24 protein-coding genes and 1 other annotated feature are annotated in these 26,845 nt (G+C 54.6%); of the genes, 9 read left to right on the forward strand and 15 right to left on the reverse strand.

Translation table 11 applies throughout. The annotated features are described in order from the left end of the window. Positions 1–29: 29 nt before the first annotated feature. The 8 genes from AC16KF_RS10605 to AC16KF_RS10640 all read right to left on the reverse strand — a co-directional run bounded on the left by AC16KF_RS10605 (position 30) and on the right by AC16KF_RS10640 (position 7,422). Positions 30–335, reverse strand: coding sequence for a GNAT family N-acetyltransferase (locus tag AC16KF_RS10605; RefSeq protein WP_484037286.1), 306 nt, complete (start codon positions 333–335; stop codon positions 30–32). A gap of 80 nt (positions 336–415) precedes the next feature. Next, on the reverse strand, positions 416–1,552 hold the full coding sequence (locus tag AC16KF_RS10610; protein ID WP_484037287.1) for an ATP-grasp domain-containing protein: 1,137 nt from the start codon (positions 1,550–1,552) through the stop codon (positions 416–418). A 69-nt stretch (positions 1,553–1,621) separates the two neighbouring features. Then, on the reverse strand, positions 1,622–2,617 hold the full coding sequence (locus AC16KF_RS10615) for a 3-oxoacyl-[acyl-carrier-protein] synthase III C-terminal domain-containing protein (protein WP_484037288.1): 996 nt from the start codon (positions 2,615–2,617) through the stop codon (positions 1,622–1,624). 26 nt (positions 2,618–2,643) lie between these two features. Beyond that, positions 2,644–2,871: a hypothetical protein gene (locus AC16KF_RS10620; RefSeq protein WP_484037289.1), complete on the reverse strand. Its 228-nt coding sequence runs from the start codon at positions 2,869–2,871 to the stop codon at positions 2,644–2,646. After that, entirely contained in the window at positions 2,872–4,008 is a 1,137-nt protein-coding gene (locus AC16KF_RS10625; protein ID WP_484037290.1) for a GNAT family N-acetyltransferase, read from the reverse strand. An 8-nt stretch (positions 4,009–4,016) separates the two neighbouring features. Beyond that, positions 4,017–4,856, reverse strand: a complete 840-nt coding sequence (locus AC16KF_RS10630) for an MBL fold metallo-hydrolase (protein ID WP_484037291.1) — start codon at positions 4,854–4,856, stop codon at positions 4,017–4,019. After that, positions 4,853–5,845 (reverse strand): NAD-dependent epimerase/dehydratase family protein, encoded by a 993-nt coding sequence (locus tag AC16KF_RS10635; protein WP_484037292.1) that lies wholly within the window; start codon positions 5,843–5,845, stop codon positions 4,853–4,855. Before AC16KF_RS10635 ends, AC16KF_RS10630 begins: the two co-directional genes overlap by 4 nt. Continuing rightward, the gene (locus AC16KF_RS10640; protein WP_484037293.1) at positions 5,842–7,422 is read right to left on the reverse strand and encodes a fatty acid CoA ligase family protein; all 1,581 of its coding nucleotides are present in this window, start codon (positions 7,420–7,422) and stop codon (positions 5,842–5,844) included. Before AC16KF_RS10640 ends, AC16KF_RS10635 begins: the two co-directional genes overlap by 4 nt. 305 nt (positions 7,423–7,727) lie before the next feature. On the opposite strand from AC16KF_RS10640, the gene kamA reads away from it, so the two are divergent. Genes kamA through AC16KF_RS10655 form a run of 3 tightly spaced genes read left to right on the forward strand, consistent with a single transcriptional unit; the run spans position 7,728 to position 10,407 of the window. Further along, complete coding sequence (kamA, locus tag AC16KF_RS10645; RefSeq protein WP_484037294.1) at positions 7,728–9,065, forward strand: lysine 2,3-aminomutase; 1,338 nt, start codon at positions 7,728–7,730, stop codon at positions 9,063–9,065. Positions 9,066–9,083: 18 nt separating this feature from the next. Further along, on the forward strand, positions 9,084–9,737 hold the full coding sequence (locus AC16KF_RS10650) for an NBR1-Ig-like domain-containing protein (protein ID WP_484037295.1): 654 nt from the start codon (positions 9,084–9,086) through the stop codon (positions 9,735–9,737). Between the two features lie 16 nt (positions 9,738–9,753). After that, the gene (locus AC16KF_RS10655) at positions 9,754–10,407 is read left to right on the forward strand and encodes an NBR1-Ig-like domain-containing protein (protein WP_484037296.1); all 654 of its coding nucleotides are present in this window, start codon (positions 9,754–9,756) and stop codon (positions 10,405–10,407) included. Positions 10,408–10,541: 134 nt separating this feature from the next. On the opposite strand, the gene AC16KF_RS10660 is transcribed toward AC16KF_RS10655, so the two are convergent. From AC16KF_RS10660 to AC16KF_RS10675, 4 genes are all read right to left on the reverse strand, one after another. Further along, on the reverse strand, positions 10,542–10,814 hold the full coding sequence (locus AC16KF_RS10660; protein WP_484037297.1) for a hypothetical protein: 273 nt from the start codon (positions 10,812–10,814) through the stop codon (positions 10,542–10,544). A 141-nt stretch (positions 10,815–10,955) separates the two neighbouring features. Beyond that, complete coding sequence (gene pheT, locus AC16KF_RS10665) at positions 10,956–13,529, reverse strand: phenylalanine--tRNA ligase subunit beta (protein WP_484037298.1); 2,574 nt, start codon at positions 13,527–13,529, stop codon at positions 10,956–10,958. A gap of 69 nt (positions 13,530–13,598) precedes the next feature. Then, on the reverse strand, positions 13,599–14,657 hold the full coding sequence (gene pheS / locus AC16KF_RS10670) for a phenylalanine--tRNA ligase subunit alpha (protein WP_484037299.1): 1,059 nt from the start codon (positions 14,655–14,657) through the stop codon (positions 13,599–13,601). Between the two features lie 147 nt (positions 14,658–14,804). Continuing rightward, positions 14,805–15,075 (reverse strand) — a binding site (T-box leader). Positions 15,076–15,270: 195 nt separating this feature from the next. Further along, entirely contained in the window at positions 15,271–16,044 is a 774-nt protein-coding gene (locus tag AC16KF_RS10675) for a class I SAM-dependent methyltransferase (protein ID WP_484037300.1), read from the reverse strand. Between the two features lie 276 nt (positions 16,045–16,320). Between AC16KF_RS10675 and AC16KF_RS10680 the strand changes: the two genes are divergently transcribed. From AC16KF_RS10680 to AC16KF_RS10695, 4 genes are all read left to right on the forward strand, one after another. Then, a complete protein-coding gene (locus AC16KF_RS10680; protein WP_484037301.1) occupies positions 16,321–16,617 on the forward strand; it encodes a nucleotidyltransferase family protein in 297 nt (98 codons plus the stop codon). After that, entirely contained in the window at positions 16,614–16,958 is a 345-nt protein-coding gene (locus AC16KF_RS10685; RefSeq protein ID WP_484037302.1) for a HepT-like ribonuclease domain-containing protein, read from the forward strand. The genes AC16KF_RS10680 and AC16KF_RS10685 overlap by 4 nt, the downstream gene beginning before the upstream one ends. 261 nt (positions 16,959–17,219) lie before the next feature. Beyond that, a complete protein-coding gene (nifJ, locus tag AC16KF_RS10690) occupies positions 17,220–20,813 on the forward strand; it encodes a pyruvate:ferredoxin (flavodoxin) oxidoreductase (RefSeq protein WP_484037303.1) in 3,594 nt (1,197 codons plus the stop codon). A 105-nt stretch (positions 20,814–20,918) separates the two neighbouring features. Next, the gene (locus AC16KF_RS10695) at positions 20,919–21,920 is read left to right on the forward strand and encodes a dihydroorotate dehydrogenase-like protein (protein ID WP_484037304.1); all 1,002 of its coding nucleotides are present in this window, start codon (positions 20,919–20,921) and stop codon (positions 21,918–21,920) included. Between the two features lie 108 nt (positions 21,921–22,028). On the opposite strand, the gene AC16KF_RS10700 is transcribed toward AC16KF_RS10695, so the two are convergent. The 3 genes from AC16KF_RS10700 to AC16KF_RS10710 form a co-directional block, all read right to left on the reverse strand. Next, complete coding sequence (locus AC16KF_RS10700; RefSeq protein ID WP_484037305.1) at positions 22,029–22,247, reverse strand: hypothetical protein; 219 nt, start codon at positions 22,245–22,247, stop codon at positions 22,029–22,031. Positions 22,248–22,453: 206 nt separating this feature from the next. Continuing rightward, a complete protein-coding gene (locus AC16KF_RS10705; protein WP_484037306.1) occupies positions 22,454–23,659 on the reverse strand; it encodes a PQQ-dependent sugar dehydrogenase in 1,206 nt (401 codons plus the stop codon). After that, the gene (locus tag AC16KF_RS10710; protein ID WP_484037307.1) at positions 23,656–24,024 is read right to left on the reverse strand and encodes a YkvA family protein; all 369 of its coding nucleotides are present in this window, start codon (positions 24,022–24,024) and stop codon (positions 23,656–23,658) included. The genes AC16KF_RS10705 and AC16KF_RS10710 overlap by 4 nt, the downstream gene beginning before the upstream one ends. A 117-nt stretch (positions 24,025–24,141) precedes the next feature. Between AC16KF_RS10710 and AC16KF_RS10715 the strand changes: the two genes are divergently transcribed. Together AC16KF_RS10715 and AC16KF_RS10720 are read left to right on the forward strand one after the other, a co-directional pair. Next, a complete protein-coding gene (locus tag AC16KF_RS10715) occupies positions 24,142–24,525 on the forward strand; it encodes an OsmC family protein (RefSeq protein ID WP_484037308.1) in 384 nt (127 codons plus the stop codon). Between the two features lie 283 nt (positions 24,526–24,808). After that, on the forward strand, positions 24,809–26,836 hold the full coding sequence (locus AC16KF_RS10720) for an alpha/beta hydrolase (RefSeq protein WP_484037309.1): 2,028 nt from the start codon (positions 24,809–24,811) through the stop codon (positions 26,834–26,836). The last annotated feature ends 9 nt before the right edge of the window (positions 26,837–26,845 follow it).

The raw sequence follows: 26,845 nt of genomic DNA on the forward strand, positions 1-26,845 counted from the left end.
TGAGGACGTGTTTTGCTTTAGCAGGCTGGTCAATTTCCTGAACGTTGTTTCGTCAACTCGGCAAATTGAGGATTCCGCCGAATGTAGGTTACAACGTACGAACACATGGGGATCACGCGTAGAGATTTCCCTCTCGCATACTCCAGCGCGACTTCGGTCAACTTGCCAGCCACGCCATGCCCGCGGAGTTCGGGATGCACGCCGACGTGCGTCATCACAATCGTGTTTCCATCTTCCAGATAATCGAGTTTGGAGAGCTTTCCATCAATCCACGTTTCGAATCGCTTTTCGGCTGGGTTATGGATGATTTCAGGTTCGCTTGAGTTGTTCTGCATATTTCCTCGTTGGTCATTGTAGTCCAATTCATTGAAAGCAGACAACGAGGGAATCTTACCGTCCGTTCACATCTTCATCGTTATTCCCCGTTCCATTCAATGTCAAAGGTGGATGCCTCCAGCGCGGAAATGTTGTGCTTCATCCCCAAAGCCAGATACGCGAGGATGCTCCGCCACTGCAAGAAGAACGGTAGCGGATCGCGAAGATCCCAGATCACATCGCGGCTTTGCGAAAAAGTCCTCAGCCACGCGCCGAGGTTTCTCTTTTTGAGCGCATCAGGCAAGCCATAGACCAGCATCGCCGTACCCAACATGCGCGGAGAGTTTGACGTCGGCCTGACGCACTCTATGCGCGGATCGAAAAACGATTCGACAAAGCGCGGATTCGATGCCAGCAAATGGACACCACTCGTCGCGCGCGGGTTGCATTCCAGCACATACGCTTCCCCATCGGGCGATTCGATGAAGTCGAACGCCATCTGTCCCGTCACATTGAAGTGACTCGCAAACGTATGCACCCAATGGAAAATCTTTTCATGCTCTACTGCTTGAAACGAGATCGTCGCGCCTTGCCCTGCCGTGAAGATCGCCGGGTAAACCACATGCGCAACGATGCGCCCATGCTGAGAGACCGAATAACTGCAAAACTGCCGTCCCGCAACAAACTGTTGGGCGATCCACGTCCGATCAAATGTCAGCATGGATAAAGCCTCACGAAGCGCGGGCAGGATCAACGTCCGCGAGGCGAAGCGCGAATAGACCGGCTTCAACACCAGTCCCTTCCAACGCGCGAATGCGTCTAGCAACGTTCTCTCGTCTTCGATCAACACCGTATCGGGCGCGGGCAATCCGCATTCTCTCGCGCTATTCGCAAAGTTCCATTTGTTGTGAAAAATATCGAGCCGATCAAGCGGTTCGGCAAAGACGCGGCACGGCAGAGTCTTCAATCCCTTTGCAATATGGAAGACTTCCTCACAGGTGGGAATCAACAACTCGATTTGATTCTCTTCGATGATCCGCTTCAACGACGATAAAAACGCTTCGGTCTCCTGACGTGGAGCGGGCACTACAAAGTTTTGCTTGATCGCATTCGACGGCTGACTCAAATGCCCGCGCAACGATTCCGCCATGAAGACGCTGTGTCCCGCGCGATGGAAAGCGCGCGCAAGATCGAGCGTCACGGGCGCGCGCCCGCCTGTGAGGAGAATGTTTGCCATGATCCTTCTGCTGAGAACTCGAAGAAGCCATTAAAAAATCTTTGCGATCTTCGCGCGCTTCGCGGTTAATTAGAACGTCAACACCATCCCACCCAGAGACAACCCCGCGCCGGTGCCTACCAATAGAATCTTGCCGCCGCGTTGAATGCGCCCATCGCGCGCTCCCTGATACAACGTGACCGGGATGGACGCCGCCACGCAATTGCCAAGCGTCTCGATGGTGCGGATGATTTTATTTTCCTTCCAGCCAAAACGTTCCAACATCATCAATCCCACTTTGCTTGCCTGATGCGGCACGACGACATCCACATCCATCATGCTTTTCGACAGACCCGGGTAGAGTTCTTCAAGAAACTCATGACCGACACTGCGCACCATTCGCAACACAGCGGGACCGTCCATGTGGAACAGGTCGTCCTCGGGTTTGTGATTTGGGAAGCGCGGATGAAGACGCGAGCCGCCGCCCATGATGGCGGTGAGATACGCGCCGTCGCCATATGTTTTGAAATGCGCGTGATGAATCATGGATGCGTCGCCCGCGCCTGCTCGCGTGACCACCACTGCCGCCGCCGCATCCCCAACCAACGAAGCGGACTCCGGCTCTTTGGGGTTGATCCCACACGACGCCACATCCGCGCTGCAGATCAAAATATTTTTGTATCGCCCGCTGTGAATGAAATTGGACGCCACATCCATACCCGCGATAAAACTCAAACAAGTCGTATGCACGGTCATCGCAGGGATGCCTGAGTCGCCCAGCCCCAACTGACGCTGGATCAACGCGCCCGTGTCGGGAATCGCCTGCTCGCCCGTGCCGGAGGCGTTGATGATGAGGTCAAGTTGATTCGGCTTGAGACGCGCCTCGTCCAACGCCTCCCGCGCCGCCTGCGCCGACATGAACGACGAGGTCTCATCCGTTACCCAGCGACGCTCGCGGACGCCGTTACGCCGCTCCACCCAGCCGGTAGGGACTCCGCACAGCGCCTCCAATTCCGAACTGGGAACAACGCGTTTCGGCAAATATCTTCCAAGACCGATGATTTTTAAAGGGATATTGACTTGCATGTATGCGCACTCTCCTAAATAAATTATTAGACCTCATGCATAAATATCTCTTGCTCAGCCACAGAGACCCCTGAGAAATTCTCTTTTTTCTCTGCGTTCTCTGCCGTCTCGTGGCGCAGGGCGCCACTCGCGGCACGAACGGTGTGGCGAAAATGACTTTCGCAAGAGGTCCATTCAGCAATATGACGCTGGACGTTGAACAGCAGACGGCGGATCATCGCATGGTCTATCGTCCGCTGTCCATTATCCGCCATCTAAAAATCCATTTTCTTGAAATATGGGATCGCAAATTTCGAGAGCCAGCCGATCAACTTCCACGGCGATTGCCGTCTCTTCGGCAAATGCTTGGTATACACCGCATTGTACTCGGTCACCGATTCGCCGCCGCGCGTTTTTTTGAATTTGCCCACCCCGCCGCTGGCATGGACGAGTAATCCGCGCTTCACGCCTTCTTGCAACGTAAGCAACGTGAGCAAGCGATACAAGCCTTCCTCCTGCGGGAGGGATGTGTCGTACCCAAACAAGGGCTGGGTCATCGCGCCATTGCGGACGAAGAAACCCATAATGCCATCCAGCCGTCCATTCTTTTTCAACCCATACAGAAAAAGGGTCTTCTGGTCTCGCGCGAGTTTCAAAAATTCAAACGTGAATTGCGGATTGAAGTAGGAATATTTTTTCAGGTACAACAATTCGTACAAATACGCCGCGCGATGCAATTCATCATCGGATAAATCCCCGCCGTCTACAACTTCATAACCTGCCTTTTTCAACACGCGCGCATCTTCCTTGCATTGACGAGTCTTCAACGAAGCAAGAGGGTCCATGTACCAGACTTGACGACTGAGTACCAAGTCGTAGCCAAGGTTTTTCAGCGCGTCGAGGACGTGAGGATTCTTTTTCTGGTCAACAGAGCGGAACACGATCGCCCGGTCTGGGAAGCGCTCCAGCAACGCTTCGCTCAACGCGGACAGCTGGTCGCCGCTTACCGGCGGATACAAGTTCGTGGAGAGCAGGTAATTATTTACAAAGACCACCCTATCCAATTCCGCGAACCGAAAATACCGGGCAACGGGGTACATCACAAGTTTTATCAAAAACTCAACAGGCGGATTCTCCAAATGCTTCACCTCTTCCAGCCCGCCATAGGAGACGTAATGGCTGTACGGCGAAACGGTATAAGTGTTCTGCGGGTGAAAATCGGTGACTGTCACAGGTATGATCGTCTCGCCGACTTGAACCGCCATGAACTGGGTGTTGTATACATTGCGGATATATTTTTGCAAGCCATCCGTCATCAATGGGATAAGGTAACGGCGGGCATAGTCCCCATCTTCCGTTGGTGGGAATTGAAGCGCGTGGAGATTCTCACGGGTGAAGAGTTCGGCTCGCATGGACACAATCAACGCGCTGGTTTATTTTCAAGCGAGCGGATCGTCACTTCGCAATGGGATGGGACGATGATCGTATTGGGGTGAGTCAGATAATGGGAATGTAAATCGCCCAGGGTCTGACGATAGGCTTCGGGATCGGAGAAAAGGAAATTTGCGATCGTGTGCGGCGGGCGGTTTTCAATCACCGACCGTTTGAGCCAAGCCGCATCTGCAACAAAAAAGAAAAGTTTGCCATCGTCATCGCGGGCGAAGATTCCCATTTGCCCATACGCATGACCGGGGAGTTCCACGCCGATGATCGATTCGTCGCCGAGCAGGTCGTAGCCGGTGTTAAATGGCGCATACTCTGCGGATAAAAGGATCGAGTTGGTCACATCCACTTCGTGGGAGCGGGAGTCAAAATCTGAGGGTACGAGTCCGCGCAGGAAGGCGTGTTTGAGATCCTCGGAGGGCGTCGAGTGGCGGAGTCGGCTAAAGGCGTGAGGCAGGTAGACGAAGCGGGACCAAGCCAAATCGGGGAGTGAAGCGATATGATCCGCGTGGAAGTGGGAGATGAAGACGTGTGAAATATCCTTGAGTTGCAGGTTGAACGTTGAAAGTTGATTCGCGATCAAGTCTTCTTCGCGAAGGGTTACTGGAGTCATCCAGCGATAAATGCGGCGCGGGAATCTTATCGTCTCATCGAAAAAACGGAAGGAATAACCGGTGTCGAACAGCATCGCGCCGAATGTTGGATGACGAAAGAGGGCGAACATCGCGGGAAATCGAATCGAACGCCAGCGCCCGCCGCGAATGGCAAGATGCTCGGGAGCCGTGCAATACCCCGCGTGAAGGATGTCGATCTTCATTTTGGATTCCTCTCTTTCCACCATTTCAAAAATCGCGCAACGCCTTCTTCAATCGAAACTTTGGGTTGATAGCCGAGTTCGTTCCGCGCCGCGGAAATATCGAGCGTGGAATTGTTCGCCATCATGCTGACAGACAGCCTCGTCAGCGGCGGTTCGGGGCTGAACGGGACGAGCGAGTAAACGAATTCCAGCGTTCCCGCAACGGCATCAGCGGCGCGATACGGAATCTTTCGGCGAGGGCGCGGATAATGCAACTCATCGCAGATGCGCTCGATCAATCTCCAAATTTTCACGGGTTCGCCGTTGGTGATATTGTATTTTTTGCCAAGCGTGCTTGCAGGCGATTCTGAACACAGCAATAACGCATCCACCACATTTTCGATGTAGGTGAGGTCAACGATGTTTTCGCCGTCGCCAAGGATGGGAAGCCTGCCAGATTTTAAGCGGGGAATCAAACGCGGAAAGATGACCGTGTCGCCTTCGCCGATCAACGCGCGCGGGCGGATCGAGACCACGGCAAGCCCGTCCGCAAAACCTTTGTCAATTTCTTCTTCCGCAAGAAGTTTGGTGTGAGCATAGTTGCTGACGGGTTCGGGCAGTGGATCGTTTTCCTTCACGTTCGTCCGCGAGTTGTAATTGAAGTAAATGCTCGGCGTGGACACATACACGAGTCTCTTGATTTTGTTTTCCAAACACGCCCGCGTCACGTAGCGCGTGCCGATCACGTTGGCTTGATAGAACCGTTCGTAATTTCCCCAGGGCGATGGGAACGCCGCGCAATGGAAGACGATCTCCTGTCCTTTGAACGCGTCGAGCAATTGGTCTTTCTTGCTGATGTCGGCGCGAAACGGATGGACGCCCACGTCTTCCAATTCGTTCAATTTTTTGGGGTTGCGTCCCAGCCCGGTCACATCCCAGCCCATGCCATGCAGGCGGCGGACTAACGAGCCGCCCAAAAAACCAGTCGCGCCGGTGACTAACGCTTTCACGAGAGTCTCTTTTCCGCAAGCGCCTTCAATTCTTCGCGGATGATCTTGGAGTTATGCCGCGCGTCGGTTGGGAATCGTTTCATAAATAAAAATGTTTCGATCTGCGAAGCCTGCCGGTGACTCTTTGCCATTTCTCTCAACTCGCCGATGATTTTATCTTTGTTTGACCCCGCTCGTCGTTCCAATTCCACCCACAGAACGGGCTTGCGGTTTTCCTCAACCAGCGCGGTTCTCTTTACACGAGGATGCGCGTTGAAGATATTTTCGATCTGCTCGGTGAACATCACGCCATCTTTTGTGACCACGCGGTGAGATTTTCTCCCGCAATACCACAAGCGGCCTTCTTCGTCGAAATATCCCACGTCGCCCATGCGGTGGATGATCTCATCGCCGAATTTTATTTTGGATAAACGATCCGCTTCTTCTCGATGAAGATAAGCCCGCGTCGTTGCCAGACTTTGAACTGTGATCTCACCAGCGGCATTTGACTCCACCTCAAGCGACTCCCTCCACTCTGCGATCGGCTCGTCGGTGATCGGAATGATCCGCACGGTCACGCCTTCGATGGGTTTCCCCAGGCAGATGCCCGCGCCGTGCGCGGTCTTTTCTTTCAAGGCAAATACCTCGCGGCTTTCGACCTTGGTAATGGGCAAAGTCTCCGTCGCGCCGTAGATGCCGAAGAGGTCGGTATGATCATCGAGAAGCAGGCGAAACTTCTCTTGCAAGTGAATCGTCGCGGGCGCGCCGGCGGTAATCACGCGCTTGAGCGAAGGCAATTTATGATTCAGCGAATGGTAGGCTTCGTCTGCCAAAATCTCCAGCACAACAGGCGATGCGAACATATTTGTGACGTTGAACCGTTGAATCGCCGAGATAGTCTTTTGCGGGTCTGTCTTGCCGGGGACTGGGAAGGAAATATCCGGGACGACCGCGGTGACGCCGAGCAAAATATCAATCAGGGCGTAGAGCGGGAAGGCGGCGAGGTCAATCTCATCCGGCGAGATGCGAAACGTGTTTTGAAGCAATTCCAACTGAGCGGCAAAGTTGGCGGACGTGTAGACCGCTCCCTTGGGTAGCCCTGTGGAACCGGAGGTATAGATAATGGCAACCGCAGACGATGGATCATGGACGATGGGCGATGGGACGATCTTTGACCTTCGACCTTTGACTTTCTCGACGGTCAAACTATGCTTGATAGAATCCCGCCCCCAGCCAGACAAGATTCGCAACGTGTGAGTCAGCCAAGTACCGAAATATATCTCCGGCTTGGATTCGGCGATGACCTCGCCGATTTTTTTCAATCCGATTGCCGGGTCGAAGACCACCGGCACGATGCCGAACTTGAGCAACGCCAACGCGAACGGAAAAAATTCCGCGCTGGGGGGAGTCATCACCACCGCGACAGCGCCCGGGGTGAGCGAGCAGGCTTGAAGTCCCGAAATGAATCGTTGGGTCTGGTCAAAAAGCGAACGGTAGGTAATCCGCTTCCATCCGCGCATCCGTTTTGAAAAATAAATAATGGCGGGTTTATCGGGCTGTGAGGCGGCGGTTCGCTCAAAACGGGCAAGGAGTTCCATTTGCGTCTTTGTGATTGTAGCCCATTGCATACAGAACTTACGCAGTTGGCGGGCAGTTGGACTGCCGCCGCCGCAGTGCAACTACGGCGCAACAGGTTCAGTGATTGTAGCCCATTGCATAGAATTCTTTCAAACCCGCCAAAAGTGACATTGACCCTATTTTTGTTTCCCCGTACAATTCAATTCGCTATGAAAGCGTGCGTGCATAATGCCGGGTTCTTCCGCCCCGACCATGATCCTCCATCTTGTTGGTTTGTCGTGTCTGTTTGAGTCGTATCCAACTCTAACCCCCGGAGGAAAATCCCATGTCTGAACCTTTTGTTTCCAAACGCGCCCCGATCTACGCCGACGTTCCCGATGAAAAGTGGAACGATTGGCGCTGGCAACTCAGCCACCGCATGAACTCGGTGGAAGAGATCGAAAAAGTTTTACCCCTTACCGACTCGGAACGTAAAGCCCTGCAAACGCAAGGCTTGTTCCGCGTGGATGTGACACCCTACTTCATTTCACTCATCGATCCGAACGATCCCAACGACCCGACCCGCAAACAGGTCATTCCGCTTTCGGAGGAAATGCAATCGTTCACCGCGATGATGGAAGATTCGCTGGCGGAAGACCGCCACTCGCCGGTGCCCGGGCTGGTCCACCGCTACCCCGACCGGGTCCTCATGCTGGTGACCACGCAATGCGCTTCGTACTGCCGCTATTGCACGCGCTCGCGCATCGTCGGCGACCCCGGTCAAACCTTCTCGCGGCACGAATTCGAGATGCAGATCGAATATCTCAAACGCACGCCGCAAGTGCGCGACGTTCTGCTCTCCGGCGGCGATCCGCTCGTGCTCGCGCCAAAAATTCTTGAGGAAATTCTCAGCCGCCTGCGCGAGATTCCGCACATCGAGATCGTGCGCCTCGGCACGCGTGTGCCGGTCTTCATGCCCATGCGCGTCACGCAGGAATTGTGCGACATGCTCGCAAAATATCATCCGCTGTGGATCAATATCCACGTCAATCACTCGAACGAAATTACGAAGGAACTCGCCGAAGCCTGCGACCGTTTAACGAGGGCGGGCATCCCGCTGGGCAATCAATCTGTGCTTCTCGCGGGCGTGAACGACAACGTCCACATCCAACGCAAACTTGTGCAAGACCTCGTCCGCATCCGCGTGCGGCCGTATTACCTCTATCAGTGCGATCTGGTCGAAGGCGCGGGGCACTTCCGCACGCCCGTCGCGAAAGGAATCGAGATCATGGAAGGCTTGCGCGGCCACACCAGCGGCTACGCCGTCCCGCAATACATCGTGGACGCGCCGGGCGGCGGCGGAAAAATTCCCGTCATGCCGAATTACCTGATCAGCATGTCTGACCACAAGATCATCTTGCGCAATTACGAAGGCTACATCACCACCTACGAAGAGCCGACGGATTATGTGCCGAGCGACGCGGCAAAGTTCAAAGGCGAGAAGCGCATGGAACCCGGTCAAGCCGGTGTATTGGGTCTGCTCGACGGCGAGCAGATGTTCATCAAGCCGGAAGACTTCGATCAGATCCACGACCGTCACGGAATCCAACACCGCCTCAAAGACGATAAGAAATGGCAGCCGCTTGGCATCGGCGACGGTTCGTCCGCACCGAATCAGAAATAACCAACCGAAGGAGATACTATGCACCAAACTAAATTACGATTTCTGCTCTCAGCCGCGCTTGCGATCATGGCGGTCACTGCCTGTTTCCCGCAGGCGGCAACGCCAAACCCGCAAGATACGGCAAACCAGATTGCCACCGTGGTCGCATTGACCATCTCTGCGGCGGGAACGCAAACCCAAGCCGCCCAACCTATCGCGACGAACACCACGCTTCCCACCCAGACCGATTCTGCTCCCCCGACTGAGACTCCGTTCGTCCCTTCGGCGACACCGTTCGTGCTCGTCCCGCCGACCCCAACGCTTGTAGTAGGCGGAGGCGGAGGCGGCGGTGGAAGCGCTCCCCCTCAACCGTATGAATGCACCCCCGTAAGCAACAAACCGCGCGACTTGACTGTGTTCAAGAAAGGCAATGAGTTCGATATTAAATGGACCATCGTCAACACCGGCACAAAGACCATCCCCGCCAAGCACGATATTAAATACTTCAGCGGCACAAAACTGATGAAAGACCCCAACGACACTTTCCGCGAATTCGGCGTGGACCTCAAACCGGGCAAATCGGTAACGATCATCATCGACGCCGTCGCCCCGGCGGAAAAAGGCAAACATGTGATGACCTGGGTGGTGGAAGGCAATATGTGCTACCCGTACATCGCGATCGTTGTGGAATAAATGTAGAGCGGCTTCCATGATGCTGAAAAAGAACGCGTTGATCTGGCTGGCGGCATTGGTATGGGTAATGGCTTGCCTGCCAACCGCGGCGGGTCAACAGCCTGTTCCAACGACCGACCCCGGCGCGATCAACACGTTCATCGCGCAGACGGCAAACGTCGCATCCTCACAGACTGCGGCGGCTTTGCCCACATCAACCGCCACAGCGACGTTTACTCACACGCCCGGCGCGACTGAAACAGCATCGCCTACACCGACGAACACGTTTATTTTCATCCTGCCCGGGCTTGGTCCCTCTGGCACCGCCACTTTAACCAACATCACCAGCGGAACGAGCAAATCTGAATATGGCTGCGAGGTGCGCGAGGTCGACCCGATCAAGGGCACGATCCTCGTGGCGCGGCAGGATTTCACCGCCACCTGGCTGGTGAAAAACATCGGCAGAAACGACTGGTACCGGGTGAATATGGATTATGTGTACACCGGCGGCGACAAACTCCACAAAGTGGAATCGTACAGCATCCCTAAAGGCGTGGACTCGGGAAAGCAAGTGTACCTGCCGGTGGAAATGGAAACGCCAAAAAACAGCGGCTCATACACAACTCGCTGGTCATTGGTTGTCGACAACCACTACTTTTGCCCAATGACGTTGACCATCGTTGTGCAGTAGGAACAACTCACAAAAATAGGACTTACGCAGTTGAACCTGTTGCGCTGTAGTTGCACTGCGGCGGCAGTACAATTGCCCGCCAACTGCGTAAGTCCTGAAAAAAAAACGGCGACCAGAACTGGTCGCCGTTTTTGCTATTCTGTGGTTGGCGGAGTCGCGTCTATCGCATCCGCCTTTTTCCGCAGCGTGAAGAAACCCACCGCCACTGGAATAAGGATGGCGATCAGCGAAAAGCACAGCATGCCGTATCCATAAGCGGGCGGCGTTTGCCCGGAAGAACCGCCTAACTGGAAACTTCCGTTACCCGTAATCGTGCCGATGCCCATAATGCAGGCGAATAACGCGCAACACCCGCAAATCACAGCGGTTGCAATGGTTGCGATCATACCGGTATTTTTGTTGTTCATTTTTTCTCCGTTGAATTGAATTTTTTCAAGTATACAACATTCAACGCTAACTGCGTAACTCTTTTGTTCATCCAGCACGATTTGCCAAGCAAATCAAGTTCCTATGTTCATCCAGCAGTTGAACTGCTGGATGAACAAATATTAACTGCGTAACTTCGCGCCGACCTCATGCTCCAGCCGCTTCACGATCTTCGTGCGGATCGCCGCCGCCTCGGCATCGGTCATCGTCTTCTCGGATTGATACGTGAGACTGTACGCCAGCGACTTCTTCCCCGCGCCGATCTTTTCATCGCGGTAGACATCGAACAAGCGGACGCGGGTGACGGTCTTTCCGCCGGTCTGCCTGATCAGCCCTTCGACGCGTTCCGCCGCCACCGATTCATCCACGATGATGGCGATATCCTCAAGCACAGGCGGGAATTCGGAAACCGGCGTGATTCCATACGAAGGCGCCGCGCTTTGCAAAGCGTCCAAATCAAACTCAGCCACGATGACCGGTGAATCTTCGAAATCATATTTCTCTTTCACCAGCGGATGCAGTTCACCGAACACGCCGACAATTTGTCCGTTCACTTTCACGTCGGCAGATTTGCCTGGGTGCAAATATGTCACGCTGAGCGATAGCGAAGCGTCTGTTGGGGTGTAGGAAATGCCGCTCAGGCGGAGTCCGCTCAACAGGAGTTCGAGGCGTCCTTTCATGTCGTAGAAATCGAACGAAGCGGAATCCTTCACATCCCACGCGGACCGAGTCCGTAATCCAGTCATTGCGATTGCAAGTTTACGCGGTTCGTTAGGTAAATTATTTTTGTTCGGCTCGAATACAGAACCGATCTCGAACATCGAAATCGATTCGGCGCGCGCGTTCTTTTCGACATTTTCCAAAAGCGACGCGAGCAGACTACGGCGCATCACGCGGCGCTCGGGCGCGATGGGATTCGCAAGCGTGACATACTCATCGTGCGCAATGAGTCGACTCTCGCGTTCGGGCGAGGTCATGCGATAACTGACGACCTCCTGCACGCCGAGGCTGGTGAGAATATCGCGGGCATGTTCCTCCCACTCGTGTTTGGGATTGCCGATCTGCGGGGGGAGCGAATCGGACATGCGCGTTTCGGGGATGCGATCATAACCATAGACGCGCGCGACCTCTTCCAACACATCCGCGAGACCGACAACGCCTTCGCCGATGTCGAGGCGATGCGGCGGCGTTTTGGCTTTGACAGAGTCTTTTTCCACTTTACATTCAAACTCGAGGCGCGCGAGGAGTTCGGCAATTTGTTTCGCGGTGAGATCAATGCCGAGCAAACGCTTCACATCTTTCGTCGTGACTGTGATCGTCGGGTCCTTCGGCTTGAGCGGATACACATCCACGAGATCAGGCGCGATCTGCCCGCCCGACCATTCCGCCATGAGTTCAAGTCCGCGCTTCACGCCTTGCTCCGCCATTGCGGGATGCACTCCGCGCGAAAAACGGAACGAGGCTTCGGAGAGAAGATTGTGCTGTTGCGCCGTTTTGCGAGTGACGATCGGATTCCACGACGCGCCTTCAAGCAAAACTACGCGCGTCTTTTCGGTGACCTCCGATTCTTCGCCGCCCATCACGCCTGCCATTGCTAGCGAACCTTTTTCATCGCACACCAAAACATTCGCGGATGTGAGTTCGCGTTCCGTTCCATCGAGGGTTTTTATTTTCTCGCCATCCTTCGCGGCGCGGGTGATGATCTTGATTTTACGGTTGGACAAATTGGCAATTTGTCCTACGCGAGAAACGAGCACATCATAATCAAACGCATGAAGCGGTTGACCGATGTCAAGCATCGCGTAGTTGGTCGCATCCACGATGTTGCTGATGGGACGCATCCCCGCCAGCCTCAATCTCCGCTGAATGTGATATGGACTCGGCTTAATTTCAATATCGCGGATCAATCCCGCCACAAAGCGCGGATTGAGTTCAGGGCTGGTGACTTCGATTTCGACGAGTTCAGTTACGGACTGCGTATTGCGTACTGCGTTCTTTACCTGTTTACGTGTTTCCGTGTTTCCGTGTCTACGCATTTCTCGCCCCGTCAACGCCGCCAACTCCCTCGCGATACCGATCACGTTCGCATTCCGCGCCATGTTCGGCGCAACGGAAATATCCAGCACGGCGTCGCCCATGTAATCGGCGAGAGACATTCCCACAGGAGCATCGTCGTCGAGCAGGATGATGCCCTCGTGTTCTTCGGAGATTCCAAGTTCTTTTTCGGAGCAAACCATCGAATACGATTCCACGCCGCGGATCTTTGTCCGTTTGAGGGTCATCAACTGCAAGCCCTCCGCATGACCGTCGTAGAGGGTTGTCCCCTCTTTCGCGTACGCGGCTTTGATCGGCTTGTCGAGTTTGCCCGTCCCTTTCAGGTGGAAGATATTCGGCGCGCCCGTCAACACGGTTTGACTCTCCTTGCCGTCGAATAGATCAAGCAGAGTCAATCGGTCCGCGTTGGGATGCTCTTTCACCTCGCGGATCTCCGCCACCACGAGTTTTTCTTTATCCCACGCAATGCCGCTGGTCTTGAACTCGTGCTTTTCGCCGTCTTTATATTCGGGCATTGGCAAGCCCGCATACTTGATCTCATCCACTTCGAGACCAGCCAACGTCAACTTGCGGGCAATATCTTCAACAGACAAGCCCTCTAAGTCAATATAATCTTTCAGCCAAGAAATAGGTACTTTCATAAATTTATCCTTTGCACAAAAGAGAATTAGAGAAATAGAGAATTCTCTAATTCTCCAATTCTCTGTTCTTTAGAACTGTTCAAGGAAACGCAAATCGTTTCCCCAGAAATAACGGATGTCGTCAATCTTGTATCTCAACATCAACTGACGTTCAGGTCCCATGCCCCACGCGAAACCCGAATAACGCGACGGGTCATAGCCTCCGTTTTGCAACACGACGGGATGCACCATGCCGCAACCCAAAATTTCGAGCCAGCCTGAATTTTTGCACACGCCGCATCCCTTGCCGCCGCAGACGAAACATTCCACATCCACTTCGGCGGAGGGTTCGGTAAACGGAAAATACGACGCGCGGAATCGCACGCGCGCGTGTTGACCGAACATGCGCCGCGCAAAATCGGCGAGCGTGCCTTTCAAGTCGGCGAAGGTGATGTTCTCGCCAACGACGAGTCCTTCCACTTGATTGAATTGGATCTCGGAACGCGCGGTAATTTGCTCGTAACGAAAACACATCCCAGGCAACGCGATTCGGATCGGCGGCGGGTTCTCGGGATTCGTCGCGGCGTATTCACGCATCGCATGAATCTGCCCCGGCGATGTATGCGTCCGCAACACGATCGGGTTATCGCCGCGTCCCTCCGCCTCGACAAAAAACGTGTCCTGCATATCGCGCGCGGGATGGTTCGGCGGAAAGTTCAGCAATTGAAAATTGTATTCATCCGTCTCCACTTCGCGCGACGTGTACACCTGAAAACCCATGTCCGCGAGAATGCTCAACACTTTTCGCAACTGTTGCGTAGACGGATGCAGTCTGCCGACATGCACGCCTCGTCCGGGCAACGTCACATCCAACGCGTCTTCTTCGAGGGATTTCGCCAGCGCGGCTTCTTTCACGATCTTCGACCTCTCCTCCAGCGCGGACTCTAACGCCACTTTCACACGGTTCGCTCCCTGACCTACAACTGGTCGCTCCTCCTTCGACAGTTTCCCCAACCCGGCAAAGACCGTCATCAGCGGGGAACTGCGCCCAAGATGCGACACGCGCCAAGCCTCCAGCGCGGTCGACTCCGTGATGGATTGCAAAGCCTCCAGCGCGGATTTTTCGATTTCGTTCAATTGATCTAACATACTGCCTCCAAAATCAAGATGAGGAGAGAATAGAAAGTAGATAAGTAGATAAGTAGATAAGTGGATAGCAATCTTTTCAGTGGAACTAATCTCTATTCTCTATTCTCTGCTCTCTGCTCTTCGCCAAACAAAAACCTCCCGTCCACAAAATGGGACGAGAGGGAATTCTCGCGGTACCACCCAAGTTAACCATCCTTCATCAGAACGATTCGCTTTGCGCCGACAGTCATCGGCATCTCTTGTAACGTTGAGAAAACGGTTCTGGCTACGCGGTACGACAAAATTAATTTTGTCGCACGTTCACACGAACGGCTCGAGAGGGAACTTCGACCGGGTTTGGTTGAGCGCGGGTTTCAGCCATTGCTCGCGCCTCTCTAACAACCTTTGCCGGTGTACTTTCCTCTGTCCCAGCCTTTAAAATGGGGTCGCCTGTTGGGGTGTATTATCTGCGGAAACGGGAGGATGTCAAGGCTTGTGATTCTTTCAAACGCATCGTTGACTCCGTGTTTCTCCAGCAGTTGAACTGCTGGAGATACTTGAACGGAAACGGGAGGATGTCAAGGCTGAGGAAAAGTTTCCGCGGGCGAGGCAGGTAAAACCGGAGAATGAAGCGTCAGTCCGCTTTGGAGAGTTGGTACGAGAAGTAGATGTAATCCCGATTGACGAACATGTTGTAGATACTGCTCCCCTCCACCGCCGCGAACATTTCCACGAAGGGATGCAAGATCTTCGGCGCGAATTGATGCGCGAGGGCGCGGTAGCGTTCGCTGTTGCGGGTGAGCGCGCTCAACACATGCGCGGTGATGTCGGTCTTCGAGTGGACGTTGAACCCCGCCGCGCGGATGTCGCGCTCGACCTTCGGCTCATCTGCCACCGTGCGGAAATCGGCATAGAGAAATTTTCCGCCGCGCCGAAGCACGCGATGCACAGAATGGAAGAACGCCTCCTGCCGCGGATAACAATGCGAAGCCTCCACGTTGAGGACCGCGTCGAAATGATTCTCAGGGAAGTCGAGCGACTGCGCATCGCCGGTGCAGAAGTCTATGCCGAGGGCGCCATGCGTCTTGCGGTTGTATGCGATGGCATTTTGATTCTGGTCAATGGCGGTATAGGATTTGGGCTTGTGATAACGCTTGACGAACGACGCGCCGCCGCCATGTCCGCAACTGACTTCAAGCACATTTTTATCTTTGAGGTCATCGCCGCTGGCAACGTGATGATAGAGCTGGATCGCCGCGCGGTTGATCTCATCCTCAGGCTGGAGTTTGACGGTCTCGCCTTCGGGGGGCCAGAAGCCATAATTCAAAAACGTGACCGGCGCATTGCCAACGCGCCGCGTGAGATATTGATACCAATGTTTCCAAAAGAGTTGTTTGAAGGCGGGCATGAAAATCTCCTCGATTTGACCGGTAAAACACGGAAATTGATCTTTCGTCGCTTGGGATTCCGATAGGGTAATCGCATTAGAAAATCTCGAGGCTCAAAACACGGTGTTTTGCCTTCGAATCCGCTAATCTTCGCCAATCTGCGCGAATTTTTCCGAGAAAGATTAGCGTGAATTCGTGAGGATTAGCGGACAAAAAATCCAAATGCGATTGCCCTTGGGAGTCCGACGGATCTGGCAACTCACAGAAAACACTGTTGTATAATATGAAATATGGCAATGAGTTCACGCCTGCAAGGATTCATTCAAATTCTCCGTGAGCAACGCCCTCGCCTTATGGAGCAATACAACGTCGCCGCGTTGGAAATCTTTGGCTCGCACATCCGCCATGAAGAACGAAAAGATAGTGATCTTGACATTCTAGTGACCTTCACAAAAGCCCCAAGCCTGCTGATGTTTGTACATCTCGAAAACCAACTCTCAGATTTGCTCGGCATCAAAGTGGATTTGGTGATGAAGGACTCCCTCAAGCCCGCCATCGGGAAAAGTATCCTGAAAGAGGCTATGCCGGTATGAGTCGGGAGTATATAGATTATTTACGGGATATGCTGGAAAACGCACAGCTAGCCATTGGATTCGTCAAGGGCATGGACTACGATGCGTTTTCCAAAGATAACAAGACCGTGTATGCTGTCATTCGGGCTGTGGAAGTCATCGGGGAAGCCGCAACGAACGTCCCTGATGAGATCAGGTCAAAACATCCATCTCTCCCGTGGCGCGATATTCGGGGAATGCGCAACAAACTCGTCCATCAATACTTTGGCATCAACATGGAAGTCGTCTGGAAAACCATTCTGGAAGACTTGCCGATGATTGTGGGTGAAATTGAGAAGATTCTCAAGAACGAGAACAAGTAGTGTGGCTGAAGAGACGTAAAGTTTCAATCACAGAAACCAACTTACGGATTTTTTTAGCCGCCTACTAAAGAAGAGTTACTTGAAGGCGGGCATGTTTCCTCGGCGTGAAAGATATAACACACAAATTCATTCGTCGTCTCCCGAATTCCGTCAATTATCATCCAATACGTGACAACATGCGGGGGATTTAAGTCATTCATAACTAACGATTCGCATCGCCGGGGGCTACACTTGCGCCAGAGAAAATTTCAAGGAGCCAGCATGGATAATCCCATCATCATGGTCGACGGCAACGAAGCCACAGCATCGGTCGCGCATCGTTTGAGCGAAGTCATCGCCATCTACCCCATCACACCCTCCTCCGCCATGGGCGAATTCGCCGACGAGTGGTCGGCAAAGGGCAAACCGAATTTGTGGGGCACGATCCCTCTCGTGATCGAGATGCAATCCGAAGGCGGCGCGGCGGGCGCGGTCCACGGCGCGTTGCAAACGGGCGCGCTCACTACCACCTTCACCGCCTCGCAGGGGCTTTTGCTGATGATCCCCAACATGTACAAGATCGCGGGTGAACTCACCAGCGCGGTCTTCCATGTGGCGGCGCGTTCCATCGCCGCGCAGGGACTTTCGATCTTCGGCGATCATCAAGATGTGATGGCTGTGCGTCAGACGGGTTGGGCGATGCTCGCAAGCGGCTCTGTGCAAGAGGCGCACGACTTTACCGCCATCGCCCAAATGTCCACGCTCAAAACGCGCGTGCCGTTCCTCCATTTCTTCGACGGATTCCGCACCTCGCACGAAGTCGCTAAAATCTTTTGTCTGACGGATGACGAACTCCGCCTCCTTCTCGACGGGGAATTGATTCGCGCTCATCGGGCGCGCGCCCTCACCCCCGCGCGACCCATCCTGCGCGGCACCGCGCAGAATCCCGATGTCTACTTTCAGGCGCGCGAGACTGTGAATCCGTTTTATGCGGCGACGCCCGCCATCGCGCAGGAGATGATGGACAAGTTCGCGCAAGTGACCGGGCGGCGCTATCATCTCTTCGATTACGCCGGCCACCCTGAAGCGGAACGCGTTGTCATTCTCATGGGTTCGGGCGGCGAAACCGCCGAAGCGACGGTGAAGCATCTTGTGGAAAGAGGCGAAAAGGTCGGCGTTTTGCGCGTGAGATTGTATCGTCCGTTTTCGATGGAACATTTCATCAAAGCGTTGCCGCAATCGGTGAAGCAGATCGCCGTGCTGGATCGAACGAAGGAACCCGGCGCGTTGGGCGAGCCGTTGTATTTGGATATTGTCAATGCTTTGGTCGAAAGTCAAAGGCTTGCCCTGAGCGAAGTCGAAGGGTCGCAGGTCAGGGTAATCGGCGGGCGCTATGGACTTTCCTCGAAAGAGTTTACGCCAGCGATGGTCAAAGCCACGCTGGATGAATTATCCAAGCCTGAGCCGAAGAATCATTTCACCGTCGGCATCAACGATGATGTCAGCAACACAAGCCTGACCCACGATAAGAATTATTCCATCGAAGACGATCAGACCATCCGCTGTGTGTTCTTTGGGTTGGGTTCGGATGGCACGGTGGGAGCGAACAAGAACTCCATCAAGATCATCGGCGAAGAGACCGCGAATTACGCGCAGGGTTACTTCGTGTACGACTCGAAAAAATCGGGTCAGATGACCACCTCGCATTTGCGGTTTGGTCCCAAGCCGATTCAGGCGCCGTATCTCATCGAAGCCAATCAGGCAAACTTCGTGGCGTGCCACCAGTTCAACTTCCTCGAACGGTTCGATATGCTGAAGTACGCCAAAGAAGGCGCGGTCTTCCTGCTCAACAGTTTGTACGGTCCCGATGAGGTTTGGGATTATCTGCCGAGCGAGGCGCAAAAGGATATCATCGCGAAGAAACTCAAGTTTCATGTGATCAACGGGTATGGCGTGGCGGAAAAGGCGGGCATGGGACAGCGCGTCAACACCATCATGCAGACGGCGTTCTTCGCCATCAGCGGCGTGCTTCCGCGCGAGCAGGCGATTGCCGAGATCAAACGCGCCATCGAGAAAACGTACGGCAAGCGCGGCGAGGCTGTCGTCAAGAAAAACTTCGAGGCGGTGGATCGAACGCTGGAGAATCTGTACGAGGTGAACGTTCCGGCGGCGATCACGTCGGAGGCGGCGAGGCGGTCCCCCGTCCCGAAGGAAGCGCCCGAATTTGTGAAGGATGTGCTGGGGCGGATGATCCAATTCGAGGGCGATGAGATTCCCGTCTCCGCGCTTCCGAACGACGGGACGTATCCGCTGGCGACATCGCAATGGGAGAAGCGCAACATCGCGCTGGAAATTCCCGTGTGGGACGAGAAGTTGTGCATCCAGTGCGGTAAGTGCGTGATCGTGTGCCCGCACGCGGTGATCCGTCATAAAGTGTATAGCGAGGTGGCTTTGGCAGACGCGCCCGAATCGTTCAAACACATGCCGTCGAAATTCAAGGAGTTTTCTGCGGGATACGCTTACACCGTGCAAGTGGCGCCGGAGGATTGCACGGGTTGCACGTTGTGCGTGGAGGCTTGCCCCGTGAAGGATAAATCGCAAGTGGGGCGCCGCGCCATCAACATGGAGCCCCAGCCGCCTCTGCGCGAAGCGGAAGCGAAGAACTGGGATTTCTTCATGCGGATTCCCGATTTGGACCGAAAGCTGATCAACCCATCGACGATCAAGAATTCGCAATTGCTTCGCCCGTTGTTCGAGTTCAGCGGCGCCTGCGCGGGATGCGGCGAGACGCCCTACGTGAAGTTGGTCTCGCAGTTATTCGGCGACCGGGCGGTTATTGCAAATGCCACAGGCTGTTCTTCGATCTATGGAGGCAACCTCCCCACCACGCCGTGGTCTGTGGATGCGAACGGACGCGGTCCCGCGTGGTCGAACTCGCTGTTCGAGGATAACGCCGAGTTCGGTTTGGGAATGCGGCTGACGCTCGATAAACAAAATGAATATGCGCGTGAAATTCTCCGCGCCATGGAAAATGAACTCGGCAACGATCTTGTCGAAGCCATCCTGCATGCCGATCAAAGCGACGACGCGGGCATCGAAGCGCAACGCGAGCGCGTGACCGCGTTGAAAAACAAACTGTCCGAATCAAATGACTCCAAAGCGAAGGATTTGATCAGCGTCGCCGATGCGCTCGTGAAAAAATCGGTGTGGATCATCGGCGGCGACGGCTGGGCGTACGATATCGGCTACGGCGGTCTCGATCATGTGATGGCGAGCGGGCGCAACGTGAACATTCTGGTGCTTGATACCGAGGTCTATTCCAACACGGGCGGGCAGGCAAGCAAAGCCACGCCACGAGCGGCGGTCGCCAAGTTCGCCATGGGCGGCAAGGCGATGCCGAAGAAAGATCTGGGTTTGCTCGCCATGTCGTACGGATATGTATATGTGGCAAAAATTGCCATGGGCGCGAACGACCAGCAAACGTTGAAGGCGTTCCTCGAAGCCGAAGCCTACGATGGTCCTTCGTTGATCATCGCTTACAGTCCGTGTATTGCGCACGGATACGACATGGCGAGAAGCCTCGACCAGACCAAACTTGCCGTGCAATCGGGTCACTGGTCCCTGTTCCGATATGATCCGCGCCTTGCGGGGCAGGGAGAAAACCCGCTGGTCATCGAGTCGAAGGAGCCGAGCGTCCCCTTCTCGCACTATGCTTATAATGAGACCCGTTACAAGATGTTGACGCAGATGGATGAAGAACGCGCCGAAGAGTTGATGCGAGACGCCCAAAAGGACGCGAAATCGCGCTGGGCGTTGTATCAACAGATGGCGGCGATGCAGTATGGGAACGGGACGGGTAAACAGGGAAACACGTAAATAGGTAGACAGGTAGACACGTAAACAGGTAGACACGTATGCAGGTGATCGTGATGCGCCCGCTCAATTCGACGAGATCGCCCGATCATCCAAAAGGAAAATGATATGACGGATCTTTCCACCACTTATCTGGGTCTGAACCTTCGAAATCCCCTCGTTGCGTCTGCCTCCCCTCTTTCACGCAAGATCGACCGCGCGAAAAAGCTCGAGGCAGCGGGAATTTCCGCTATTGTGATGTATTCGCTGTTCGAGGAGCAGATCATCCACGAAAGCCTCGAGTTGGATCACTATCTCAATCGCGGCAGTAATTCGTTCGCCGAGGCGTTATCGTATCTGCCCGACGGCGGCATGTACGGGATTAGCCCTGAAAAATATTTGAATCATGTGGCTGGCTTGAAAAAGGCATTGACCATCCCGGTCATTGGCAGCCTGAACGGCGTTTCCAAAGGCGGCTGGACGGATTACGCGCGCCGCATCGAAGAAGCGGGGGCGGACGCGCTTGAACTCAACATGTACTACATCCCCACCGACATCAATGTCACTTCGAACGACATCGAGGATATGCAAGTGGATCTGGTGGCGGAAGTGAAATCCGCGATCAAGATTCCGCTGGCGGTGAAGATCAGCCCGTTTGTCACATCGATTCCCAACTTCACGAAACGACTCGTCGAAGCGGGCGCGGATGGGCTTGTGTTATTCAATCGCTTCTACCAGCCCGATTTCGACCTGGATGAGTTGGAAATCCTCCACAGTTTGGATTTGAGCACCTCCTCCGAGTTGAGGCTGCCCTTGCGCTGGATATCGATCCTGCACGGAAAGTTGAATGTTGATTTTGCGCTGACCAGCGGCGTTCATGCGTACACCGATGTATTAAAAGCAATGATGGCGGGGGCAAAGGTGGCGATGATGGCGTCGAATTTACTTCAGTTCGGCGAAGACACCATCGGTCCGATCCTCGCTTATCTCGAAGCGTGGATGAAGGAACGGGAATACGAATCCATCCGGCAAATGCAAGGGAGCATGAGTCAGAAGTCGGTCAAGGAGCCGGAAGCGTTCGAACGGGCGAATTATATGAGGGTGCTGAATAACTATAGAAGCCTCCCCTGATCGCCCTTACGAATGAAATGGCGAACCCCGCCTGCGCAGGCGGGGTTGCCACGGACCAATAGAGAAGGGAGGAGAGAGTGATACCGCGCGGGAGAAACGCGCGTCACTTTAGGATACCTGATGATTCGGATTAGTGCCGCACAGGGCGCAAGTCATTTTTTCGATCTTGTTGCACTCGATCGCGTTGGAACAACGATGGGCAATGACGCGCGGCGGCTGGTCTGGGAGCATTGCAGATGGGACGATAATCTGGGTCTCCAGAACCACATCCCGCCCGGCGTGCTCGCAATAGATCGTTTTACGAATCTGCCACTTCTTCTGAGCCATGAACGCCTCCGAATCTATGCTCTTATGATCAGCGGTTCACAAAAGTTCATGCGACAGTGGAACTGTCGCATGCCTTGACGCAGCACAACTGCGTCAAGAACCTATTTTCGAATCCATGCCTTTAGTATAGAAAAAACAGAGGACGCTAAAAAGTGACACGCGTCATCCGTTCGGGTGACGAATCGCATATATGCGACTAGCACCCTCTACTTGGGATCCAAAACATACACCTCGCCTCCGTCGGTGAGGATATACAACTCCCCATTTTTATCCTGCCCGAAGGATGTGATGGTGAAGTCCGTGTCGTACAACAATTGATTCTGCCACGCCTCCCCGGAGCGGATCAAGCCCCAGACCTGCCCGGTGCAGTAATCGCCGTAAAGATAGATGCCGTTCCATTCAGGCATCGCGCCGCGATAGACGTAGCCGCCAGTGACGGAGCATCCGCCTTCGCCGTGATCATATTCCGCGATGGGGTCGATCATATCGGCGGGCCCGCCGCCTTCAAAATCGTGCGCGCCTTCGCGGTAATTCCAGCCGAAGTTTTCGCCGCCGCGCGAACCGGCGGGGATGATGTCAATCTCTTCCCAATCGCCCTGCCCCACATCGCCGATGTATAGATCGCCGGTCGCCGAGTCGAACGACATACGCCACGGGTTGCGCAAACCGTACGCCCAAATTTCGTTACCGAACGGGTTATCGGCGGGAACGGCATAAGGCTCTTTCGAGTCCACGTCAATGCGTAAAATTTTTCCGAGCAGGGTATCCAACGATTGACCGTTGCCTTCCGGGTCGCCGCCGGAGCCTCCGTCGCCGAGACCCATGTACAAGTAGCCATCGGGTCCGAAGTTCATCGTGCCGCCGTTATGGTTCGGGTACGGCTGTTTGACGCGCAACAGAATCAGTTCGCTGTTGGGGTCTACAGAATTTTCACCGGCGGTGAAACGCGAGATGAACGTATCGCCGCGCGCGCCGGTGTAGTTGACGTAGAAGTATCCGTTCTGCGCAAAGTTCGGATGCAATGCCAGCCCCAGCAACCCCATTTCATTCGACTCGTCGTTGACGCGGTCTTCGATGTTGAGGAAGGGCGTGTCAATGTTCAATTGCCCATTTTGGAAGAGGTGGATGTGACCCAATTTTTCCACGATCCATAAACGACCTTGCGGATCGGGTTGGAGGTCTACCGGGCGTTCGAGTCCATCAGCGACGAACTGCCATGTGTACGCGTCCGCGTTGGGGAAGGTGGATGCGTTGGGCTCGGTCGGCGGCGCCGGAGTCAGCGGGGGCGGTTGCGTAGGCGAGACGCCGGTTGACGTGGGCGAGGCAGGTCCACCCGTCGGAGGAGGAAGCGGCGTACTTAATCCATTACATGCAAGGATTGGAAGAATTAACAGGATCAGGTATCGCTTCATCTGTCGTCCACGTCGGTTGATTCGGCATCCACCACATCATCGTTCGATGAATCGTCCGTGTTATCGGTGAGTTGATTCATGTGTTCTTCGACCACTTTGGGCGGGCAAAGTTCCACAAAGAGAGTCGAGCCGATCCACAACACCGCCGCGTCGTCGAGCGCGCCGATGACCGGCAGAACCACGCCCGGCATCAGATCGACCGGCGAAAAAAGATAGGCAAGCGAAGCCAGCGGCAAAAGTTTTACAAAAATACTTACGCGGCGGTCTGCCATCAGCCGCCCGATCAATTTGAGTCGCGTGACGAGGTCGCGTACCATTCCGCCTTGCGGCGACGGCACAATCTGCGAAGGTCGTTTGTCTGCCATGTTGTTCTCCTTTGAAGGGATGTGACATCCATCCTGTGCGATACATTATAAAACACATATACGAACGGCGTTCTTTGCGATGTCAATATCTACGCAAAACTTATTTTGGAGTAGCGTATGGAAATATTGATCGACTTCCCCGGCGGCGCGCGCGTGGACGCGCATGTGCGAGGGCATCTTGTTCACACCGACCAACCGAGGAGCGGAGGCGGCGACGATTCGGCGCCTTCGCCCTTTGAGTTATTTCTCGCCTCTCTCGGCACATGCGCGGGAATCTACATCCTCGGCTTTTGCCGCCAGCGCAACCTGCCCACCGAAGGCGTCCGCATCGTTCAGCGCGTCCACGCCGATACGATCGAACTTGAGATTCAAGTCCCGCCCGCGTTTCCGAAACAATATCTCGGCGCGTTGATCCGTTCGGCGGAGTTGTGCAAGGTGAAGAAGACGTTGGAGAATCCTCCGCAGTTCAAGATCACCGCGCGAACACTCGAAGGCGAATAAAACGAGTTCAAGAAAAAATCGTCTGTGAAAATGGGGGTGAATTTTTGCACACGGATTTCACGGAAACCACGGAAAGGGGTTTCTTTATTGAGAAAGAATCTCAAAGTTCTCTGCGCGCTCTGCCGTCTCGCACCGTCGTGCTCGCGGCACGAACGGTGTGGCTAAAACGCTTTGTTGGAAAACCCCTCAACCAGAACATAGGCTTACTTTTGGTTCTTGCGTGGAATGATCGGCGCATATAAAATCCAGCGTTACCCATCCAAATGAACAGAGGTAAAACCCAATGTCTCGAAATAAACTATTTGTCTTGCTGACCAGCCTGTCGTTGTTTGCGCTCGCTTGCAACTTCGGCGGCTTGCTCAATACGCCGACGCCGACCGCTCCACCCCCGACCGCGCCGCCGACGAAAGTCACGACCACTCAAAACGGCGACATGGCTGGACTGCTCGAACGCTTGAACGGCGCTCCCTGCGAGGAAAACCCCGACTTCACATGCGTGACCATTCCCGTACCGTTGAATCATTTCGACGCGGCAAATACCGAAACGATCAATGTGGCGTTTGCCGTTTCGCAGGCGACCGGCGAACGCTACGGCATGTTCGTGCAAGCCTTCCCCGGCGGACCCGGCGGCGAAGGGATCAGTTCCGGCGGCTTGGGCTGGTTTCCCGAGGGGATCCTCGAACACTTTGATATCGTCTACTTCGACCAGCGCGGAATCGGTCTCTCCAGCGAGTTAGCCTGCCCGAAGGCGTATGAGAAAGACTTCTCGAGTTCCCTGAATTACGATGACACAGCCGGCGAAGAAGGCTACGATACGCCCGCCGAACAACAAGACGCGATTGACGAAGCCCGGACCTTTGTGGATAGTTGCGTTGCAGAGATCGGCATTGACCCGGCGAAACTGGTCTACTACGGAACGAACCAAGTAGCGGAAGATATCGAATCGTTCCGTCAATTGGTCGGCGACGACAAGTTCTGGCTGTACGGCGTCAGTTATGGCACCTCCGTCGCGCAGACCTACGCCGCGGCTCACGCGGATCATCTGGCGGGCTTGATCCTCGATGGGACGATTGACCTCACGTTGAACGGCGAAGAAGGCGCGCTCGCGCAAGAAAAAGCCTTCGATGAAGTCCTCGTGGCGACCCTCAAAGCCTGCGATGCCGACGAAGCCTGCGCGGCAGAGTTGGGCGGCAACGCGCTGGCGGCGTACGATTCGCTCGCGTCAAAACTCGCGGAGAAAGCGATCGCCTATGAATATCCGCTCGCTTCGGGCAAAACCGTAAAAAAGAAATTCACCTTCGGTCAATTGGAATTTACCGCCGCTTATCAGATGTATGCGCTCGGCGGGCGGATGCTCTTCTTGCGCGCGCTGGCATCTGCCAACGAGGGCGACATGGTTCCAATGGCGCGATTATTTTATATACAAGCCACCGTTGACCCCGCCACCGACGAATATCTGGGAGACTCCACCTTCTCAGACACGATGTTCACCGGCGTGAACTGCACCGACGATTCGTATTTTAGCGGCACGCCCGAAGAGCGGATCAAGCAGACCATCGAAGCAGGACAAGCATCGAATGGAACCGTTCCGCGTATAGATGGCGGCGTGTACACCGGCTTATATTGCGCGTACTGGCCCAGCGCCCCGAAAGAGGTCGTCACACGCGAGCCGCTCACCGCGCCAGGCGTCCCGACGTTCGTGCTGAACGCCACCCTCGACCCGGCGACTCCCTTCGCGCAAGGCAAAGCCGTGTTTGAACGTTTAGATAACGGTTATCACCTGTATGTGGAAGGCGGGCGTCATTCCATCTACGGCTTCGGCAACGAATGCCCCGACGATTACATCACCAACTTCATGGTCAATGGAGAACTTCCCGAACAGCGCGAGATCGTCTGCGAGTGGGACCCGTCGGTCATCAGCGCGTATGTGCCGCGCATGTCCCCGAAAGCAAGCGAGTACGATAACCCGCTCGACATTTTCTCGGCGATCGACACCGAGCTCTCGATCGAGCCTGAATATTATTACAACGGCTTCACCGAAGACACATCCTTTGCCTGTCCGTATGGCGGCTCGTTCACCTTCGGTCCCAGCGACGCGGGCGAGAAGTATACGTACGACAAGTGTCAATTCACGAAAGGCTTTGCCATCACAGGCGCGGGCGGTTTCGATTACAGCGCCAGACTCCTCACGTTTGAGGCGAAAGTGAGCGGAGACAAAACCGGCACACTCACCTACACCAGCAATTACAACGACGGCTCGATGACGCTCACCGGCGAATACGGCGGCGAGACGATTGACCTGAGTCAATAAACATTCACG

This window comes from Candidatus Defluviilinea gracilis (assembly GCF_057138825.1).

Coding starts and splice junctions, on each gene's coding strand:
- AC16KF_RS10655 (WP_484037296.1), top strand. CDS start 9,754: ATGATGCTGAAAAAGAACGCGTTGATCTGGCTGGCGGCATTGGTATGG.
- kamA (WP_484037294.1), top strand. CDS start 7,728: ATGTCTGAACCTTTTGTTTCCAAACGCGCCCCGATCTACGCCGACGTT.
- AC16KF_RS10625 (WP_484037290.1), bottom strand. CDS start 4,008: ATGCGAGCCGAACTCTTCACCCGTGAGAATCTCCACGCGCTTCAATTC.
- AC16KF_RS10680 (WP_484037301.1), top strand. CDS start 16,321: ATGAGTTCACGCCTGCAAGGATTCATTCAAATTCTCCGTGAGCAACGC.
- AC16KF_RS10660 (WP_484037297.1), bottom strand. CDS start 10,814: ATGAACAACAAAAATACCGGTATGATCGCAACCATTGCAACCGCTGTG.
- AC16KF_RS10620 (WP_484037289.1), bottom strand. CDS start 2,871: ATGGCGGATAATGGACAGCGGACGATAGACCATGCGATGATCCGCCGT.
- AC16KF_RS10640 (WP_484037293.1), bottom strand. CDS start 7,422: ATGGAACTCCTTGCCCGTTTTGAGCGAACCGCCGCCTCACAGCCCGAT.
- AC16KF_RS10685 (WP_484037302.1), top strand. CDS start 16,614: ATGAGTCGGGAGTATATAGATTATTTACGGGATATGCTGGAAAACGCA.
- AC16KF_RS10675 (WP_484037300.1), bottom strand. CDS start 16,044: ATGCCCGCCTTCAAACAACTCTTTTGGAAACATTGGTATCAATATCTC.
- AC16KF_RS10705 (WP_484037306.1), bottom strand. CDS start 23,659: ATGAAGCGATACCTGATCCTGTTAATTCTTCCAATCCTTGCATGTAAT.
- AC16KF_RS10710 (WP_484037307.1), bottom strand. CDS start 24,024: ATGGCAGACAAACGACCTTCGCAGATTGTGCCGTCGCCGCAAGGCGGA.
- AC16KF_RS10630 (WP_484037291.1), bottom strand. CDS start 4,856: ATGAAGATCGACATCCTTCACGCGGGGTATTGCACGGCTCCCGAGCAT.
- AC16KF_RS10605 (WP_484037286.1), bottom strand. CDS start 335: ATGCAGAACAACTCAAGCGAACCTGAAATCATCCATAACCCAGCCGAA.
- nifJ (WP_484037303.1), top strand. CDS start 17,220: ATGGATAATCCCATCATCATGGTCGACGGCAACGAAGCCACAGCATCG.
- AC16KF_RS10615 (WP_484037288.1), bottom strand. CDS start 2,617: ATGCAAGTCAATATCCCTTTAAAAATCATCGGTCTTGGAAGATATTTG.
- pheS (WP_484037299.1), bottom strand. CDS start 14,657: ATGTTAGATCAATTGAACGAAATCGAAAAATCCGCGCTGGAGGCTTTG.
- AC16KF_RS10695 (WP_484037304.1), top strand. CDS start 20,919: ATGACGGATCTTTCCACCACTTATCTGGGTCTGAACCTTCGAAATCCC.
- AC16KF_RS10700 (WP_484037305.1), bottom strand. CDS start 22,247: ATGGCTCAGAAGAAGTGGCAGATTCGTAAAACGATCTATTGCGAGCAC.
- AC16KF_RS10650 (WP_484037295.1), top strand. CDS start 9,084: ATGCACCAAACTAAATTACGATTTCTGCTCTCAGCCGCGCTTGCGATC.
- AC16KF_RS10720 (WP_484037309.1), top strand. CDS start 24,809: ATGTCTCGAAATAAACTATTTGTCTTGCTGACCAGCCTGTCGTTGTTT.
- AC16KF_RS10715 (WP_484037308.1), top strand. CDS start 24,142: ATGGAAATATTGATCGACTTCCCCGGCGGCGCGCGCGTGGACGCGCAT.
- AC16KF_RS10610 (WP_484037287.1), bottom strand. CDS start 1,552: ATGGCAAACATTCTCCTCACAGGCGGGCGCGCGCCCGTGACGCTCGAT.
- pheT (WP_484037298.1), bottom strand. CDS start 13,529: ATGAAAGTACCTATTTCTTGGCTGAAAGATTATATTGACTTAGAGGGC.